This window comes from Scytonema hankhaensis NUACC26, assembly GCF_045865695.1.
Classification (GTDB): Bacteria; Cyanobacteriota; Cyanobacteriia; order Cyanobacteriales; family Nostocaceae; genus Scytonema.
Genome location: NZ_BAACAP010000215.1, coordinates 65202 through 85186, shown reverse-complemented (window position 1 = coordinate 85186; position 19985 = coordinate 65202). Strand labels below are relative to the sequence as shown.

7 protein-coding genes and 1 CRISPR repeat array (1 of these 8 only partly in view) are annotated in these 19985 nt (G+C 44.4%); of the genes, 2 read left to right on the top strand and 5 right to left on the bottom strand.

The genetic code is table 11. From position 1 onward, the window contains the following. The 5 genes from ACKTT2_RS28550 to ACKTT2_RS28530 all read right to left on the bottom strand — a co-directional run. Positions 1-1699 (bottom strand): condensation domain-containing protein (locus tag ACKTT2_RS28550; protein ID WP_407892975.1); only part of this gene is annotated, 1699 nt, incomplete at its 3' end. Beyond that, entirely contained in the window at positions 1696-6606 is a 4911-nt protein-coding gene (locus ACKTT2_RS28545) for a type I polyketide synthase (protein ID WP_407892973.1), read from the bottom strand. The genes ACKTT2_RS28550 and ACKTT2_RS28545, both read right to left, overlap by 4 nt. A 17-nt stretch (positions 6607-6623) precedes the next feature. Then, positions 6624-11495: a type I polyketide synthase gene (locus tag ACKTT2_RS28540; protein ID WP_407892971.1), complete on the bottom strand. Its 4872-nt coding sequence runs from the start codon at positions 11493-11495 to the stop codon at positions 6624-6626. Positions 11496-11534: 39 nt separating this feature from the next. Next, positions 11535-11855, bottom strand: a complete 321-nt coding sequence (locus ACKTT2_RS28535; RefSeq protein WP_407892969.1) for an acyl carrier protein — start codon at positions 11853-11855, stop codon at positions 11535-11537. Positions 11856-11948: 93 nt separating this feature from the next. Further along, a complete protein-coding gene (locus tag ACKTT2_RS28530; RefSeq protein ID WP_407892967.1) occupies positions 11949-13757 on the bottom strand; it encodes a fatty acyl-AMP ligase in 1809 nt (602 codons plus the stop codon). 1273 nt (positions 13758-15030) lie between these two features. Between ACKTT2_RS28530 and ACKTT2_RS28525 the strand changes: the two genes are divergently transcribed. Together ACKTT2_RS28525 and ACKTT2_RS28520 are read left to right on the top strand one after the other, a co-directional pair. Continuing rightward, a complete protein-coding gene (locus ACKTT2_RS28525) occupies positions 15031-17847 on the top strand; it encodes a TIGR02921 family PEP-CTERM protein (RefSeq protein ID WP_407892965.1) in 2817 nt (938 codons plus the stop codon). A gap of 231 nt (positions 17848-18078) precedes the next feature. Continuing rightward, on the top strand, positions 18079-19338 hold the full coding sequence (locus tag ACKTT2_RS28520) for an MFS transporter (RefSeq protein WP_407892962.1): 1260 nt from the start codon (positions 18079-18081) through the stop codon (positions 19336-19338). Positions 19339-19637: 299 nt separating this feature from the next. Beyond that, positions 19638-19985: direct repeats of the CRISPR family, unit length 37 nt; unit sequence GTTTCAATCCCTAATAGGGAGTAGATGAAATTGCAAT (it continues 781 nt past the right edge of the window).

Below are 19985 nucleotides of genomic sequence, written 5' to 3'. Positions count from 1 at the left end.
CCACTGCCACGGCATTGGGTGTCTTCTGGACTTGTTGCTCAAACAACTGATGCAGACACAACTGTTTGGGGTAGTCGGCTTGAGTATCGTTCCACTCCAATAAGAACTGATGTCGTTCGCTGGCAGTGAGCAGTGGTAGTTCTGATAGCTTTTGCTGTGGATTGACAACAACTGCTTCTAGCAAAGTTTGATAGTGCCCTACCATCCGTACAATCGTGGCGGTATCAAACAAATCAGTGTTGTATTCAATAGACCCAATCAATCCAGTGCTTGTGTTCTCTAGAAGTAGAGTCAAATCAAACTTAGCTGTAGAGATGTCTATTGGTAACGGAGACAGCGTTAAGTCGGGAAGCTGCAACTTTGGCATCGGCACATTTAGCAGCACAAACATCACTTGGAACAGTGGTGTATAGCTTAAAGAACGCTCTGGCTGCAATTGCTCGACTAACTGCTCAAAGGGCAGGTCTTGATGGGCGTAAGCGTCGAGTGCTACTTTCCGCACTTGCAACAGTAAATCGCTAAAACTGGGGTCACCAGACAAATTGCCGCGCAGCACCAAATTGTTGAGGAATAACCCAATTAACCCCTCCAAGTACGTGCTATTGCGGTTAGCAATTGGTGTGCCTACGCAGATGTCTGTTTGTCCACTGTAGCGGTACAGCAATGTTTGAAATGCTGCAAACAACGTCATGAACAGCGTTACTTCTTGTCGCTGACTCAAGTCCATCAGCGCCTCGCTTAGTTCTTTCGAGAACGCAAATTTCTCAGTTACCCCCCGGTAAGTTTGAATCGCTGGTCGCGGTCGGTCGGTTGGTAGTTCCAACAAAGCCGGAGTACCCTTCAGTTGTTCCTTCCAGTATGCGAGTTGCTTTGTCAGCACCTCCCCCTGCAACCACTGCCGCTGCCATATAGCAAAGTCAGCGTACTGAATAGGTAATTCTGGTAGTGCGATGGGCTTTTGACTGTACACAGCTTGATAGATCGCTGTTATCTCCTGGATAAGTACACCCATTGACCAACCATCTGATACTATATGGTGCATCACCAGTAGCAGGACGTGTTCTGTCTCTGTCAGCTTGAACAAACTAGCCCGCACTAATGGGTCAGTTGCCAAGTCAAAGGGGCGTTGGGTTTCTTCTATTGCTAGTTGCTGGCAAATGATTTTTTGTTCACTTTCAGCTAGTGAATATTCTTCTCCTGTCGGAGACGCTGCGAGAACAGACACGCTGGGCGAACGCAAATCCACAATAGTCAGTGTCAGGGAACGGGCAGGGTGGATGACTTGAAAGGGTTGTCCATCTACCTGAATAAAGTTGGTGCGTAAGGTTTCGTGGCGGCTGATGATGTGATTGAGACTGTATTCTAGAGCAGCGATATTGAGCTGACCCTCAAAATGCATTGCCGCCGCGAGGTTATAAAAGCTACTATTAATCTCTAACTGCTGTAAAAACCACATACGTTGTTGGGCAAACGACAGTGGTATATGCCCATTCCGTTCCATAGGACACAGAACAATGGTTTGACCAGTCTCGGTGCGCTTTTGCAACAGCAGTATAATTTTTTCCTTAAATCGTTTAATATCGTTTAATAATTCTGGAGTTAATACGTCTTGAGGACCTCGATAGCGCAGTTTGCCGTCATCGACCCACAGTTCTACACCCTTTGCCGTAAGCTCTTGCAAAAACTCAATTAAATTCATAACTCACCCTCTATCCAACTGTCTTGATTTAATGTATTTGCTGATGCAAGAGATGCACAGGAGGTAGAGCGGACTTCTATTGGTAGTTCGATTACCTCTAAATCATTTTCTAAGGGAGAAGATGGAAGTACCGATAGCGTTGTGTTTACTATGGCTAATTCCTCAAGTAATAGCTCTGCCAATTGCATAATGCTAGAGCCATCAATGAATTTTTCTGTAGGAACATTCAGATCGAGGTCAGTTGCGATCGCGTTTTTAAGTTGAACAGCCATCAAAGAATCAAGACCTAATTCCAGCAAGCCTTGATGCGGATTTAAAATAAACGATTTGTCAAACCCCAACACCTTAATTATCTGCCCTTGCAGGTAGACTACCAAGAGATCCAAGCGATCGCCATTTTGAGCCTGCAACAATCGTGGTAAAACATCTGACTGTTGCACTGACACCAGAGTGGTTTCCTCCTGGGTTTGTGTCTTAGCAATCAATTCAAAAAGCAATGGTGGTAGTTGACCACTTACGCTTAATTGCTGCCTCAACACCGACCAATCAACTGGTAGCACCCCAATTTGCGAAATGACTTGTCCCAGCACAAGTTCAAGAACTTGCAATCCTTGCTCTGAAGCGATGCTATTTAATCCCATCGCATTGGCTGCCTGATGACGGTTTGCCGAGCTAGCTGCCATCCCCACATCAGCCCAAGGTCCCCAGTTAATGCTCAATCCTGGTAGTCCTTGTGTATTGCGATGATGAGCCAGGGCATCCATGAAACTGTTGGCTGCTGCGTAATTCCCTTGACCTGGCGATCCTAATAATGAAGCAGCTGAAGAAAATAAAACAAAGAAGTCTAACGGCAGATCCTGGGTTAAAGAGTGTAGATTCCAAGCCCCTTGTACTTTCGGAGCTATCACATGGCTAAAGCGCTCCCAAGAGTTTTGTAGCAAAATTCCATCATCTAAAACTCCGGCAGCATGAACAATTCCTCGTAGGGGTGGCATTGATGCGTTCACTGTCTCAAGCACCCTCACCATATCTGCTTCATTCGACACATCTGCTTGAGCAACGAAAACCCTGACATCCTTTTGTTCGAGTTGCCTCAAGATTGATTGCGCTTCATCTGAAGGCGCACTCCGCCCAATGAGCACTAATTGTCTTGCCCCCTGTTCCACCATCCAACGGGCTATCCTTAGTCCCAAAGCACCCAAACCCCCAGTAATTAAGTAAGTGCCATCTGAGCGGAGCGCCACTTGTTTGGATTCTGACAGTTGCTTGGGCACCAAGCGCGCAACATAGCGATTGCCATTACGAAAGGCGATATGGTCTTCCCCAACCGAATCCTCGATTTCTGCTAAGAGCTTTGTTGCTTCATCACCAGTAGATTCCGATGCTAAATCGAGCATTCCGCCCCACAATTCAGGGTGTTCGAGCGCTACTACTCTGCCTAGCCCCCATAAAGGAGCTTGCGCCACCCCAGGCAGATCTGAACTGGCTGGCACTGCTCCCCTTGTTACTAACCATAATCGGGGTGCGGCTGAGCCATAGTGCTTAACTAGCGTCTGGAGCAAATACAGTACGCTTCTACAACCTAGCTTTTGCGCCTGCTCAAGAGTTGGGTTGCACAGTGCCTTTGGCAAAGCTGCCTCTAAACTCCACAGGTGAACTATCCTCCTTAATGGAGGAATTCCCGTCCCTAACACCTCTTGAAACAGACGCTCAAAGTCCTCAGATCTGGTCGGGTTGATGCTCCAAACTCCAGTTTCTAAGTTTTGATATGCCTCCCCATTGTAAACCAGAATACAGTTCTGTCCACGCTGTTGTAAAAGTTTTGCTAGGGCTTGTCCCACACCACCAAGGTCGGCAAAAACTACCCAAGTTCCTGGTGTGTGCCCTTGGGTTTCCTGTAGTGGAGACTGCGACTGATGCGGCATCTGCTGCCACTCTATTTCGTAGAGCCAATCTTTGATAGCAGCAGCTTGTATTTCTTGTTTGTGTTGTACAACTAGCGCTTCTAGCACATGGGGCAGTATTTTCATCTCCTCTAGTGAAAAATTGCCTGCCTCTTCCAGCTGCTGTGCTAACTGTTTGATATTCCCTTGGTGCAGCAGGTTGACGATCGATGTCTGGATTTGTGGTTGGGATGGGATCTGTGCCTGCTGATGCTCAGTTTCAGTCTTTTTCACCCAATAGCGCTGTCTTTGGAATGGATAGGTGGGCAACATGACACGCCGACGCCCGTTATCGCGATCGAAACCCGACCAATCTACGTCTGCTCCGCGCACGTATAGTTCTCCTAAACTTTGGAGTAATACCCGCCAATCTTCTTGTTTTGGGCGCAAGGAAGGTAGCCAAACTCCCACTTCTTCTGATAAGCAGTTGCACCCCATCCCCAACAATGTAGGTTTTGGTCCGATCTCTACAAATACCTCATATCCACTCGCGTGAAGTGTCTTGAGACTTTCGGCAAATTGTACGGGAGAGCGTAAATGACGACACCAGTAATCTGGCGAGATCTCTTCTTGAGTCAGTTGAGATCCTGTAAGGTTGGAGATGATGGTCATTTGGGGAGCTGCGTAGTTAATTGTAGCTGCCACCTCACGAAATTGAGCCAGTATCGGCTCCATCAGTGGTGAGTGGAAAGCATGGGAGGTTTGTAGCTTTTTGGTCTTTATTCCTGCTGCTTCTAGGTCAGCACAAATTGCTTGTACTACCCGTGTCTCGCCGGAGATCACCGTGTTTTGCGGTCCATTCAATGCCGCAAATGCTACTCTTGTATCATCTATCTTAGTAATATAACGTATATTTTTTTCTTCAGCAAGTACTGCTACCATTTCACCGTTAGGAGGTAAGCTTTGCATCAGGCGGCTTCTGTTGGCAACCAACTTCAGCCCATCTTCCAAACTCAAAACTCCGGCTACTGTAGCGGCAACGTATTCCCCGACACTATGACCCATGACAGCATTAGGATGAATCCCCCAGGATTTCCACAGTTGCACCAAAGCATACTCTAGAGCGAATAGAGCCGGTTGAGTGTAAGCGGTTTGGTCGAGTGGTGAAGTTTCCCCTGGTTCCGGGTAAAGGACTGATAGCAGGGACTTTTCCAGATAAGGACGTAGAATCTCATCGCAGCGGTCGAGAGCGGCGCGGAAGACGGGCGCAGTTTCATAGAGTTGGCGACCCATGCCCAGATATTGAGACCCCTGACCTGTGAAAAGGAAAGCTACCTTGGGCAAACTGCTGCCCTGTCCCTGAAATATTTCTGCCGTTTCCTGTCCAGCGCAGAAATTTGCTAGCTTTTCACGCATTTGTGCCTTGGAAGAGGCAACTACACTCAAGCGATGGGTGAAATGAGTTCGACCCGCATTGGCAGTATAGCAAATGTCTCCTATATCTAAGGACGGATTGGCTAGGTAATTTTCATACTGAAGTGCTAACTGCAAGAGTGCCTCTTGAGTTTTAGCCGATAGCGTCAGCAGATGCACTGGGCGTTCCACTTCCGCTTTGACAGGCTCTAATGTCGGTGCTTCTTCCAACACAATATGGGCATTAGTACCGCTCATCCCAAAGGAACTAACTCCTGCCAACCGCCGCTTTTCTCCTGCTAACCAAGGCATCGACGACTTTGGCACTACCACTGGTAGTTCATCCCAATTAACGTGAGGATTGGGCTGTTTGAAGTGCAGGTGAGGTGGGATCTCCTTGTGCTGCAAAGAAAGCACCACCTTAATTAAACTTGCTACTCCTGCGGCTGCTTCCAAGTGACCGATGTTGGTTTTCACCGAACCAATTACTAGAGGGTTGTCTTGAGAGCGTTCTTTGCCAAATATGGTTCCCAAGCTCTCCACTTCAATTGGGTCACCTAGTGCTGTTCCTGTGCCGTGAGTCTCTACATAACTAACCTCAGAAGGTTCTACCTTAGCATTCTTCAGAGCCTTAAGAATGAGTTTCTGCTGAGCTAGTCCATTTGGAACGGTGAGACCGGTGCTAGGTCCATCGTGGTTAATTGCTGAACCTCGAATCACTGCTAAGATGTTATCTCTACTTGCCACAGCATCCGATAGGCGCTTGAGTACCACCACTCCGCAGCCCTCACCTCGACCGAAGCCATCGGCAGCAGCATCGAAGGTCTTGCATCGACCGTCTGGGGAGAGAGCGTGCGCCCTAGACAGAAAAATGGTGATTTCTGGCGATAAGATTAACTGCACACCGCCTGCTAAAGCCAGATTGCACTCTCCTGCACGCAAGCTCTGGCAAGCTAAATGAACAGCTACCAACGAAGAAGAGCAAGCGGTATCAATCGCCATGTTGGGACCTTGTAGCCCTAGAACATAGGACAACCGACCAGACGCAAAGCAAAAGCCATTGCCAGTTCCAGTGTAAGTATCGATTTGTGTCGGGTCATCGAACTTCATTTGCAATTGTGCGTAGTCATTTTGTCCAATGCCCACGTAAATACCAGTTTGACTGCTAGTTAACTTGTTCGATGGCTGTCCGGCATTTTCCAAAGCTTCCCAGCTCACCTCCAGTAGCAAGCGCTGCTGGGGGTCTAGGCTAATTGCTTCCCGAGGGGAAATCCCAAAAAACATGGGGTCGAACTGGTCTACCTGATGTAGAAAACCTGCAGTCCGAGTGTACATTTTCCCTGGTGCATTCGGGTTTGGATCGTAGTAATCATTAATGTTCCACCTTTGGGCTGGCACCTCAGAGATGGTGTCTACACCTTCATGCAATAGCTGCCAGAATGCCTCCGGGTCATTGGCTTCCCCAGGAAACCGACAACTCATGCCGATAATAGCAATTGGCTCTGTTTTTGCATCCTCAATCTCAGCAAGCTTGGATTTCAACTTCTGCACTACAAAAAGCGATTGTTGCAGTGCAGAGAGTTGGCTAGTGTCTGACGGCAACTGACCCATACAAAAAGAAATTCTCCTTACCGATACGCTTCAAATTCTTGAGCAATTAAAACCATAACTTCACTCTCTGAAAGTTGTTTAAGTTCTTCCAAAAAAGTTGTTGATTCTTGAGTTTCCTGCAAATTCTGACTTGTTTGAGCAGAAGTTTCTAAGGAAAGAACGTCTTGAGATAGATATTGGACAACGGCATTAATATTGGGATAGTTAAAAACTAAAGTTGATGGAAGGAATTGCCCTAAGTTGCTTTGTAAGTTGTTTTTTAACTCAACTGCTATTAGAGAATCCATACCCATGTCAAAGAAGTTTTGTTTTGGATCGGGCAGTTGAGATGGTGCAAGACCCAGAACCTTAGCAACTTCTTCTTGAATGTGAGTAGTTAATAGGGAGAGGCGATCGCTTGGCGCAGCCACCTGTAACTTTTGCAGAATACCAGATTGTGGCATCGATGACAAAGTGGTTTCTACCCGATTTTCTGTTTTGGTAAATTCAAAGAGCAATGATGGTACTTGAGTGCTAACCCTTAATTGCTGGCTCAAGACCGACCAATCAACTGGTAGCACCCCAATCTGCGAAGTGACTTGTCCTAAGACTTGTTTTAGCACCTGCAATCCTTGCTCCGGAACTATCTTATCCAGTCCTATGGCATTAACAGTCTGATGACGGTTTGCTAAGCTAGCTGCCATCCCTATCTCAGCCCAAGGTCCCCAGTTGATGCTCAATCCTGGTAATCCTTGTGCAAGGCGATGATAAGCTAGGGCATCCATGAAACTATTAGCTGCAGCGTAATTTCCTTGACCGGGTGAGCCAAGCAATGAAGCTACTGAAGAAAATAGAACAAAGAAGTCTAACGGTAAACCTTGGGTCAAAGCGTGTAGATTCCAAGCTCCTTTAACTTTCGGAGCCATCACGTGGCTAAAGCGCTCCCAGGATTGCTGTAGCAAAATTCCATCATCTAAGACTCCTGCAGCATGAATAATCCCTCGCAGGGGCGGCATTGATGCGTTTATTGTTTCCAGCAGACCCACCATATCCGCTTCGTTAGATACATCTGCTCGAGCAACAAAAACTTTAGCTCCACGTTGTTCGATTTGCCTCAAGGTCGATCGCGCTTCATCTGAAACTTCGCTTCGTCCAATGAGTACCAATTGTCTTGCCCCTTGTTCCACCATCCAACAAGCTACTCTTAGTCCCAAAGCACCGAGACCACCAGTAATTAGGTAAGTGCTATCCGAGCAGAGCGCCACTTGTTTGGATTCTGACAGTTGCTTAGGTACTAGGCGAGCGACATACCGAATACCATTGCGAATGGCAACATGGTCTTCCCCAACCGAATCCTCAATTTCTGCTAACAGTTCTGTTACTTCATCACTAGTAGATTGTGGAGCTAGATCGAGCATTCCTCCCCATATTTCGGGGTGTTCGAGCGCTATTACCTTACCTAAACCCCATAAAGGAGCTTGCGCCACTCCAGAAAGATAGGTATCGACTGGCACTGCTCCCCTCGTTACTAACCACAAGCGGGGTAAAGAAGAAGCTGACACGGAAGTGCTCTGACGCTCTAAAGCAAGACCATTCTCTGCATTCTTTTTAGTCTCTACTCCCTTAATTAAAGCTTGCAGCAAATGCAACACGCTACCAACACCAAAGGCCTGAGCCTGTTCTAGAGAGGAGAGCGTCAGATCTGAAGCCCATTCAGTCTCTAAACTCCACAGGTGAATAATTCCTTGTAAAGGTTGCTCTGGAGTTTTTAAAACTTCTTGGAACAGAAGTTCAAAATCTATTGGGCTATAAGGGTTAATGCTCCAAGTTCCAACATCTTTGAAATTATAATTATTCCCTGGATGTACTAAAATACAGGTATGACCTCTCGATCGCAAAAGTTTTGCTAAGGTTTGTCCCACACCCTGCAAGTCAGCAAAAATTAGCCAAGTACCTGTTTCTCGAACTTCGTTCTTCTCTTGAGCTTTCACCTGACGCGGTAACCGCTGCCACTCTACTTCATAAATCCATTCTTTGATGGATGCTGCTGTTAGCGACTGTCCATCTTGATTAACTAACAGTTCCAATAGCTTCGGCAGCGCTCTTAACTCATCTTCTGAAAGTTCTCCTGTCTTTTCTAAATTTTCGACTAGTTTTTGAGTATCTCCTTGATTTAGGAGTTTCAAGATGGGATTTTGAATCTTTTCTTCAGATAAATTCCCTGCTTGTGAGCGATTGTTTTGCGCGATTTCCATCCAATAACGCTGTCGTTGGAAGGGATATGTTGGTAACTGTAGACGACGACCATATTCCCAGTCAAAACCAGACCAGTCTACATCTGCTCCGCGCACGTATAGTTCTCCCAAACTCTGGAGCAATACTTGCCAATCTTCCTGTCCCGGACGCAAGGAAGGCAGCCATACTCCCGCCTGTTCTGGTAAGCAGTTGCGACCCATTCCCAACAACGTTGGTTTTGGTCCGATCTCCACAAACACCTCATATCCATTCGCGTGCAGTGTCTTGAGACTTTTGGCAAATTGTACTGGGTAGCGTAAATGACGACACCAGTATTCTGGCGAGATCTCTTCTTGAGTCAGTTGAGAACCTGTAAGGTTGGAGATGATGGTTATTTGGGGAGCAGCATAAGTGACACGCTCGGTTACCTCACGGAATTCAGCCAGTATCGGCTCCATCAGTGGTGAGTGGAAAGCGTGAGAGGTTTGTAGCTTTTTAGTCGGTATTCCTGCTTTTTCTAGGTCTGCACAAATTGCTTGAATTGCCCGTGCTTCGCCTGAAATCACCGTGTTTCCCGCTCCATTAAATGCGGCAAATGCTACCTTTCTAGAATCTATTTCAGTAACATAACGTATATATTTTTCATCAGCAAAGACAGCTACCATTTCACCGCCAGTTGGTAAGCTCTGCATCAGGCGGCTTCTGTGGGCAATGAGCTTTAACCCATCCTCTAAACTCAAGACTCCCGCCACTGTGGCAGCAACGTATTCCCCGACACTATGACCCATGACAGCATCAGGATGAATGCCCCAGGATTTCCACAGTTGTACTAAAGCATACTCTAGCGCGAACAGAGCCGGTTGAGTGTAAGCGGTTTGGTTAAGAGGTGAAGTTTCTCCTAATTTGGGATAAAGGACTTGCAGGAGTGATTGCCCCAAGTATGGACGTAGAATCTCGTCGCATTGGTCGAGGGTGGCGCGGAAGACGGGCGCAATTTCATACAGTTGGCGTCCCATGCCCAGATACTGAGACCCCTGACCCGTGAAGAGAAAGGCGACCTTGGGCGAACTGCTGCTCTGTTGGTGAAAGACCTCTACCGATTGTTGTCCCGCACAGAAGTTCGCTAGCTGCTCGCGCACTCGTGCTTCGGAGGCAGCAACGACTGCAAGGCGATGGTTAAAATGCGATCGCCCTGTGTTGGCAGTAAAACAAACATCGAAAAGCGATACTTCAGGATGAGACGTAAAGAAATTTACATATTTTTGTGCCAGTTCCACAAGAGCATTCTCGCTTTTCGCAGAAAGCGTCAAAAGGTGTGGAGGACATTCTATAGATTGTGAATTTTGGATTTTGGATTTCGGATTTTTACTAGTATCACCCAATTTAAAATCAGCAGGTGCTTCTTCTAATATGACATGACAATTAGTGCCACCGAAACCAAACGCGCTGACCCCAGCTAAACGGTTCTCTGTGCCAGCAAACCAAGGCTGGCGTTCAGTAGGAATAAAAAAAGTTGTTCCTTTCAGGGAAATATAGGGATTTAATTGCGTCAAATGCAGATTCGGTGCTATCTCCCCGTGTTGCAGTGAAAGTACCACTTTAATAAGTCCAGCAATTCCTGCAGCAGCCTCTAAATGACCAATATTAGTTTTAGCCGAGCCGAGCCAACAGGGCTGGTCTGGTTCGCGATCCTTCATGAGCACGGCTTTTAAGGATTTAAACTCAATCGGATCTCCCAAAGAGGTAGCAGAGCCGTGCGCTTCAACATAACTAATCTGCGATGCTGTCACTCCCGCGTTTTTCAGGGCTTCACGGATGACCGCCTGTTGAGCAGGTCCATTAGGTGCTGTCAATCCATTGCTTAAACCATCTTGGTTAACTGCTGAACCTTTGATAATTGCTTGAATATTGTCTTTATCTCGAAGCGCATCTTTTAGGCGTTTAAGAACGACTATGCCACAGCCCTCTCCTCGCACATAACCGTCAGCTTTGGCGTCAAAGGTTTTACATCGACCGTCAGATGCCATCATGTGCGCTTGAGAGAAGGTGATACCCATCTCAGGGGAAAGAATTAAGTTTACCCCTCCAACCAAGCATAGATTAGACTCGCCATTCCGCAAGCTTTGACAGGCAAAATGGACTGCAACTAAGGACGAAGAGCAAGCAGTATCCATTGCCATACTAGGTCCTCGTAGATCTAGCACATAAGATATACGGTTAGCTGAAATGGAGCAAGCAGTACCTGTGCCGCTATGTGCATTTATGCGGGAAGAATCTTGATAGAGAAGCCTGTGATAATCAATGTTGCAGATACCAACAAAAACTCCTGTCTTGCTGCCAGCCAACTTTTGTGGTACAATTCCCGCATTCTCTAGAGCTTCCCAAGCAACCTCCAACAACAGTCTTTGTTGGGGGTCCATCGGCTCTGCCTCACGGGGAGAAATGTTAAAGAAGCTTGGTTCAAATCGATCGACTTGCTCCAAGAAACCACCCCAACGGGTATTCATTTTTTCTGGAGTAGCTGGCTTTGGATCGTACAATGCCTCAACATTCCAACGCTCTTGCGGCACTTCAGTGATAGCATCCACCCCATCACGTAAAATCTGCCAAAATAATTCTGGGTTGTCAGCACCGGGAAAACGACAGCCAATACCGATAATTGCTATGGGTTCCATTTCCTTTACGTATTATTACTATAGTCAATTAATTACGGCTTACACCTTTACTACACATTCCTCAAATAAATGCTGTGCCAGAGCCTTAACAGTTGGGTAATCGTAGAGTAGAGTAGGATCTAGCTCGCATCCAAGCCATTGTTCTAAGTCACCAGTCAGACTGATTGCTATTAAAGAATCTACACCGTAGCGCTCAAAGGGAATTGCAACATCAATCTTATTTGAGTCAATTTCTAGTTGTTCTGCTAAACGGGAAACAAGCCAGGTTTGAATCTTCTTTATAGTTAGTTGCTGCTGTTGTACATCTTGTCTAGGAGAAATCGTGAGTATCTCTTTGGCTTCAACGTTCTGTATTTTCATTAGTCGTACCTCTACAGGTTTAACTTAAGACGTTTTTTCGTGGAGTTTGATAGGTGTTTGACTTTTACAAACTTCAATGATTTCACATCGTCCTTATTGCTTGGAACCTTGCAGTTGTTGCAATAGAGATTCAACCTCAGTATGCAAATGCAAGAATTTCGTTTTGCTCTCAGGATTCTCACTCCAATCCTGTAAGACATTCAAACTTCCACTAAGGAACTCAGACCGACATTTATTGCGCTGTATTTTGCCACTCGAAGTTTTAGGAATACTGCCAGTTTTAACCAGTACCATAGCATAAACCTGTAGATTGTGTTCCGTTGCAACAGCCTGATTAATACTTGCAACTACCTCATTCACATCGAGTTTTCTTAAGTAATTGCGCTCCACCTCCTGAACAACCACCAGTCGCTCTTGACCTCTGGTTTCGATTGTAAACGCTGCCCCACAACCAGCTCGTAGTGCGGGATGACTCTTCTCTACAGTCAATTCAATGTCTTGAGGATAATGGTTTTGCCCTCGGATAATAATTATATCTTTGAGACGTCCCGTGACAAACAGTTCGCCATCGTGTAAAAACCCTAAGTCTCCCGTCCGCAAAAACGGTCCTTCTCCAGTGTCTCGTAGATGTGCTCGAAAAGTTTCCTCAGTCTGCTCCGGTCGATTCCAGTAACCTCGAGCAACGCTAGAACCAGAGACCCAAATTTCACCCACCTCATCAGGCTTGCAGCTGGTCATCGTTTCTGGATGGACAATAACAACTCGTAGATCTTCCAAGGGTTGACCGCAGCCAATCATTGTTTGAGTGAGAGTATCCTTTGCGCTGTTGGCTAAAACTATTCGATTTTCCTCTAGCGCTGCTTTTTGGACAGTTTTCAAAACTGGTAGGGCCTTTGGATTACCACCAGAAACAATTAAAGTGGTTTCCGCCATACCATAACATGGGTAAAATGCCTCGTGGCGGAAGCCACAAGATGCAAAAGCTGTTGAAAATCGTTCCATTGTCTCAGTACGGACTGGTTCAGCTCCGTTAAAAGCTACCTGCCAACTACTAAGGTCGAGAGTTGCCCGTTGTTCGGGTGTAATCTTGTTCGTGCATAGATCGTAGGCAAAATTAGGACCGCCGCTTGTGTGAGCTTTGTAGTGAGAAATAGCTTGGAGCCAGCGTAAAGGGCGTTGCAAAAAAGCTTCTGGAGACATGAGAATGCAAGGAGTACTCAAGTAGAGAGGCTGAAGTACATTCCCAATGAGACCCATATCATGAAAAAGAGGCAACCAGCCGACAAACAATGATTGAGAATCATGATCGAAACCCTTCTGAATCAGATGTTCGTTGTGCAGCAAATTCCCATGACTTACCATTACTCCCTTCGGTGTTCCTGTAGAACCCGAAGTGTACTGGAGAAACGCTAGGGTGTCGCTGCACAAGAGTGTTTCCTGCCATGAGTCTGCTTGAACTAGATCGATGTTATCTGTAGCTAAACACTGTAGTTCTGATAGTTCTGGATTCTGTGAAAATTGACTCTTTATGTTAGTCAACAAAGCTTCTGTGGTAAGTATCACCTGAGGCTGAGCATCTGCTACAATCGCTTGTAGTCGGGACATCTTCTGATTGCGCTTAGGTGGATAAGCAGGAACAGCCACAACAGAAGCGTACAGACATCCAAAAAAAGCGGCAATGAATTCTAGACCAGATGGATATAGCAGTAAAGCTCGTTGTCCGGTAGCTCCTATGCCCTGAAGTTGAGCCGCGATCGCCCGCGCTTGTCGATCCAATTCTTCGTATGTTAAGTTAGCTAGTTCTGTGTCTGTATCTTGTATAAAGGTATAAGCTCTTTGGTCTTTCTGCTGTAGAGCTCTTTCCCTTAAGACATCTACTATAGTGGAAAATTTCTGCAACATCTATACTTTATCACTCCATATTCTTGTATTAACAGCATTTTCATTTTGCCAGGTAACTCCAAGCAAATAGTTCAACAATATTTTGCTTTTGTAATATGTTCGGGACTGAAGCTCTTGCCAAGTGACACTGCGGTAGTATCAAGCTAACTGACAAGCTTTACATTCATCCTTACATTCATCCTAAGTAGGTTTCCCTGTTACATAGAATAGCATTATTTCTTTATTTAACAACTCTAGAAAATATTTTTTTTTCTAGCTTCAACTAACCCACATAAAACAATAGTATGAAAAGTAGGTTTAGTAGGTTTTAAATAGTAGGTTTTGTACACTCCAGATATCCTTTTTGTAGGTTTTGTACACTCCAGATATCCTTTCTATAGCAATAAATACCGTTTCTATAGCAATTGATTTAGAAAACACTTTAATAACGCAATTGTAGTTAAGTTTGAAAAAGAGCGTGACAATAATATGTAAGCTTTTCTCAATTTTTTACCGCTCCTACTTATCCTACTTTTTTAGACTCTTCTACCATTTAAGAACAGCTTAATAGTATCTGCACTGTTATTTTTTAATCAACGAATTGCTTAGCGATCGCTATTAAAAAAGATAGAACCAAAGAAAAGTCTTTGGTTCCGCCTTAATAGATATCTAGAATTATGCAACCCCAAATTTCGACTATCTGAGTCAAGCGAATGTTACCAAAATCCATTGCCATACAATACCCTTTTAGGATGTTGACAATTCAAATCTTTTCTGTTCCAATTCCTACAGCTATTAAATAAAACCTACCTCTTTATCTTCAAGGTCAAGTAGCTAAGCAAACAATTTACTCCGATCTATCAAAAGACTCACTGCTTTACTTAAATTAATTTTACTCAAGTTTTTTTAGGAACACTGATAGTAATTATTATTAATTTTTGCAGTATTGTTAACTACCTTTGGATATACATATATTTTATGTTACTATCTACCCTTAGATGTATACGTAAAGAAAAGATAAAATTTAAAGTATAATATATAACTATTAAAAAATTGACATTATGTACAAGATCTCTATGAATGTAAAACGCACAGCATATTTGACGATGCTCTCTGAGAGAGATACCTAAAGGGCGATCGCGTCATCTCGTCAGCGAACAACTTAACTGCTTATTGATATATCCCAAAGCTTTGTAAAAATTTTGCTAGTCTGTTGCTAAAAAATTGGAATTAGGTAAAAAACTTGTGTATAACCCCAGAATAGCTGTATGTAGCGCTAGAAGGGGGAGGGGCTGTGAGGTTGTTTTGGAATGGGCTATTTCAAACTATATTCTGGGTTTGGAACGTCACTTTTTTGTTAATTGTCGGCATGGGTATATTGCCTGTTATTGGCGTACCGTTAGTACTAGCTACTGTGGCTGGTGAAATCCCTAGTGAGTTCTTTTTATCATTAGTCGGTTTAGTTGCAGTACCAACTGTATGTACTTTCCTAGGAGGGTTCCACTTTAGACAACAGCCCCAACAACTCATTCGCTTATTTTATGGCGTGGAAGCACCACTGTTTCTGCTATGCCTGTTGCGGTTATTCCTCATTCGGGAACTAACTCCCGGTAGCACTCAGATTTTAGGCACAATAGCAATTTGTATCGTAGCATTCTTTTTAGAACTGCTGTTTGGCTACGTAACAGCCCGCAAAAGCGGTTTGCAGTGGCTGCAAATGTTAGCACACAGCTTGATGCTGTTATTCGGTATCTACGCAAGTGCAGTACTCCTTTTTTATGCCTTACCTCTAGCAGCATTTTTAGTACAGGAATTTTTGAGATTCGATTGGGCGCGAGGTCTTTGGCATATTTTAGTATCTGGATGGTGGATACAGGGTTTTTGGTATTTCCTGTTATTTTTAATTCTCTGGTTACTCAGTACTGCGTTATTTGTCATAATGCCTTTGGCACTCGCGACCTTATATATTAACTCTGGAAAGAGAATTTTACAGGCATTTGCTTCACAAAACGGAAAAAAATATGCTGTCATTGGTGCTAGTGGAATTGCGATCGCCTGGATGACCATATTCATCGTTTTACAACAACAGCCCCAAGTCCAAGCCTTTTCGCTACTAGCCAATCCAGCGTCCAACGACAGTACTCGTCAAGCACTATTAGCAAAGTCAAACACCATCCGAGAAGGTTTGGTAAACGCTTACCTATCCTCTTATCGCTACCTAAGTACCAGAGAAGAAAACAATCACATTAGCGAAATGTATCGCGGTATCTTTGGATTGAGCCAAGCTGTTGCTAATAGAGTGCAAGACAGCTATAACTCCCTCATGTCCCCATTTTTATACAATGGCTCCGATAAAGATGCCGAGAAAGCAGAAAAACTCTACGCTGAGTTTTTTGATACGCCACTTCAAAAAGCAGAACGACAATTAGTCAGTCACGCCGTACAATCAACATACAACAGACAAGAAGTCAAAGCAGGGCTGCTCAATATTAACGAGAAAAAAGTGTGGTTGCGATCGCAACAAATCAAAGTTACAGAACATGGCGATTGGGCGGATCTCGAACTGTACGAAGTCTACAAAAACCAAACACCCGAAGTCCAAGAAATCTTCTACTCCTTTTCCTTACCAGAAAGCGCGGTTATTACAGGGTTGTGGTTGGGCGACACAGGCGATTTGCAAAAACGCTTCCCCTTTGTAGTCGCACCTCGCGGTGCTGCTCAGAAAGTTTACAACTCACAAGTGAGACGAGAACGTCCCGTCGATCCGGCGTTACTCGAACAAGTCGGACCGCGACAATATCGCTTGCGAGCATTTCCCATTCCTCCTCAAGCACCAGTCTTGCAAAACGTAAGGCAACAAAGACCAACAGAAATGCATTTGTGGTTAACATATAAGGTGATGCGACAAGAAAGTGGTTGGGCTTTACCTGTTTTAGGGGAAAAACGCAACATTTTTTGGACTCATGATACCAAGCGTATCCGCAATGGCAAAGAGATAACACTGAAAGACGAGCTTTGGTTAGAACCATCTTTGCCAGCAACTGGAAAATTTCAGCCAACATTGCATCAAGTGAACTTTCCTGAAGGTCACAGTATTTTAGTCAAGCCACTCTCGAATAAGGATTATTCCTTACCTCAAGCAAAGCGATTTGCTCTAGTTCTAGACAGTTCTTTCAGTATGAATTCCCATGTCAAGGAATTGTCACAAATGTTCGCATGGTTGGAAAAAAAAGGTTTTGCAGATAAAGAATTGGCTAACAATGACGCAGACTTATATATCACTGCTTCTAAAGGTGCTGTTCCTAAAAGATTAGATGACATCGGGCAATTTAAAGCTGAGAAAATGACTTTTTATGGTACGATTCAACCACAAGAAATGATGCAGCAGTTTAACCAGTTACGTGCTGAAACTGCTTATGATACTGTTTTACTCATAACTGATGAGGGCAGTTATGAGTTATCAAAAGATAAAGCATCCAAGCAGAATCGTGCCAATGACATTAAAACAACGTCCGTACCTTTATGGATGATACATTTAGGTTCGCTCCCTGCTGCTTATGATGATACTACGTTAAAGGCAATACAAGACAGTGGCGGCGGAGTCTCTCAGCAAGTTTCAGAGGTTTTGCAAAGAGTTGCTACAAAAGCAGCGTTGGGAACTTCTACTGTTAGTGTAATCGATGGTTACGCTTGGCAGAAAAATCCATCAGACACAAAAGAGAGTCAAGTTGCATCTCAAAAAGAAGATAATTTTCAGCAACTAGCGGTGCGACAATTGATATTGGGGCTGAGTCAGGCAATTAATTTGGATCGTTTAGAGACTTTGGATGCTATTCACGCCATAGCCAAAAAGTACGAGTTAGTCACTCCCTATTCCTCCATGCTTGTACTGGTTAACGACGAACAAAGAAGATTATTGAAACAAGCAGAAGCACAAAGCGATCGCTTTAACCGTAAAATCGAGAATGGTAAAGAAAATTTGAGCAAACCCAATAATCCGTTTAAAGTCAGCGTCAACGAACCTTCTAGCGGTTGGATTGTAGGAGTTGTTGCGATCGCATTACTACTTTTATCCAAGCAAAAAATGCGCTTTAAGAGATACAAAGTTTAATTAAACTAGCATCTTTCTCTTGTGGTACGGGCTTCTAGCCCGTTTTACAAAATAAGCGCCCGTTTTACAAAATAAGCGGGCGTTTTACAAAATAAGCGGGCGAGGACGCCCGCACTACAAGAGAGATAATTTATTTTTTGGAATTAATCGGGAACGGGCGAGGACGCCCATTCCACAAGACAAGATGGGATAATTTATTTTTTGCAGTTTCTTTAAGTCAGAGAGGTTGCTATGCCAACAGCTACAGCGTCAGTCGGGAAAATACGGTGGCGCATTCCAATAATTCTCGGTGTAACATTATTTGTCAATTACTTAGATCGCAACAATCTCTCGCTAGCGCTACCGCAAATTGCTCGCGATTTTGGTTGGAGCGATCGCGAAATTGGTTCAAATGGTGAATGGTTATTGGGCGCATTCTTTTTATCGTATGGCTTGTCCAATATGTTCCTTAGCCCGTTTGCAGAACGGTTCAGTCCCAAACGCAGCACAATTGCAGCCATAGCAGCATTTTCTGTATTCACAATTCTGTGTGCGCCTTTGGGACAGTCTCTCACTGCACTGATCGTTTTGCGCTTGCTGTTAGGGCTTGGGGAGGGAGTTCATATTCCGATGCTAAGTGCAATTACTAGCCACTGGTTCCCGGATACAGAGCGATCGCGAGCCAATGCAATTTGGAGCCTTGGAATTATTCTTGCGACTGCATCTGCTCCTCTGCTTATCGTTCCGTCAATTTACGCTATTGGTTGGCGTCCGACCTTTGCGTTATTAGGTGCAGTCGGAATGCTAGTATCAATTCCACTCGTTTGCTTCTTTGTTCGGGATGAGCCACATCAAAACCATAACGTGAGCGATATGGAGTTGGTATATATCCGCACCGGACAGGGAATTGCTGATAATGGAGGAATGAGAATACAAAGAAGTTATATACGCGATCGCCGATTCTGGTTAGTGGTTTTAGGCGGTACGCTGAACTCCTTCTGTGCTTTTGGCATACTCAACTGGTTGCCAATTTACTTTAATCGTGCTAAGGAAATTAACTTCGAGCAATTGGGTTGGCCGCTAGCATTCATTTTTGCAGCCGGCATAGCTGGTATTCTTGTGATGGCTTATTTAGGGGATAAACTACAACGTCGAATACTACTTGCAAGCATTGGATTTCTGATAGCTGGTATTATGGTTTACATTGCATCAAGTGTAAATACATTAAGTCTTTTAGTGCTATTCTTTGCGATCGCAGTATTCTTCCAAAGTGCTTACGGCGCTCAAGAATATGCGATCGTTCAATGTCTGTTACCTGCCAATCGAGTAGGTGCTGGTACGGGGCTGTACAATGGTCTTTCCGTTTTGTTTGGAGGTGTTGGTGGCTCGCTTATTCCTGGTTCAATTGTTGCAACAACTGGTAGTTTTGATGTAGCAATATTAAGTATTGTTATTGGTGCGTTCCTAGCAGCCACCGTAATGTTTGTATTGTCACGAACGATTAAGTACTAATTGTTTCCTAGTCTGCTATGGTACAAATTTATCTGCATCCATCAGCGTTCGTCCGCGTTTATCTGCGGTTCCATAACTTTATTTATGTATTACACTCAATTAAAAACGGGAGCATCCCAATTTGGAAAAAACACCAGAGTGATTAAGCAAGTTATTTATTCAAGAACAATATTCGACAGGAGCATCCCAATTTAGAAAAAAACATTAGAGTGATTGGAAATCACAGCTACACAAACAAAGCCTGCCTACGCATATGCATTTGCAACAAGATTTAAACGCTGTGGAGTCTCAGAAATTAAGTTTTAATCCCTATTAGGGAGTAGATGAAATTGCAATGGAATGTGTAGTTAGGATCGAGTCCGCAAGCTACCCGTTTCAATCCCTAATAGGGAGTAGATGAAATTGCAATTTGCAGCACAGGGTGTCGTACACCTCACTATCGATTATTGTGTCGTTTCAATCCCTAATAGGGAGTAGATGAAATTGCAATAATAAGCGATCGGGTTGGTATTACTACTAATAAGTTGTTTCAATCCCTAATAGGGAGTAGATGAAATTGCAATGTAAATACGGAAAGTACGAACTATCGTATCGTGCGTTTCAATCCCTAATAGGGAGTAGATGAAATTGCAATTGATATTGTGGAT

Excerpts from the sequence above, each read along its gene's own strand:
- ACKTT2_RS28545 (WP_407892973.1), bottom strand. The coding sequence starts at position 6,606 with ATGGGTCAGTTGCCGTCAGACACTAGCCAACTCTCTGCACTGCAACAA.
- ACKTT2_RS28530 (WP_407892967.1), bottom strand. The coding sequence starts at position 13,757 with ATGTTGCAGAAATTTTCCACTATAGTAGATGTCTTAAGGGAAAGAGCT.
- ACKTT2_RS28540 (WP_407892971.1), bottom strand. The coding sequence starts at position 11,495 with ATGGAACCCATAGCAATTATCGGTATTGGCTGTCGTTTTCCCGGTGCT.
- ACKTT2_RS28535 (WP_407892969.1), bottom strand. The coding sequence starts at position 11,855 with ATGAAAATACAGAACGTTGAAGCCAAAGAGATACTCACGATTTCTCCT.
- ACKTT2_RS28520 (WP_407892962.1), top strand. The coding sequence starts at position 18,079 with ATGCCAACAGCTACAGCGTCAGTCGGGAAAATACGGTGGCGCATTCCA.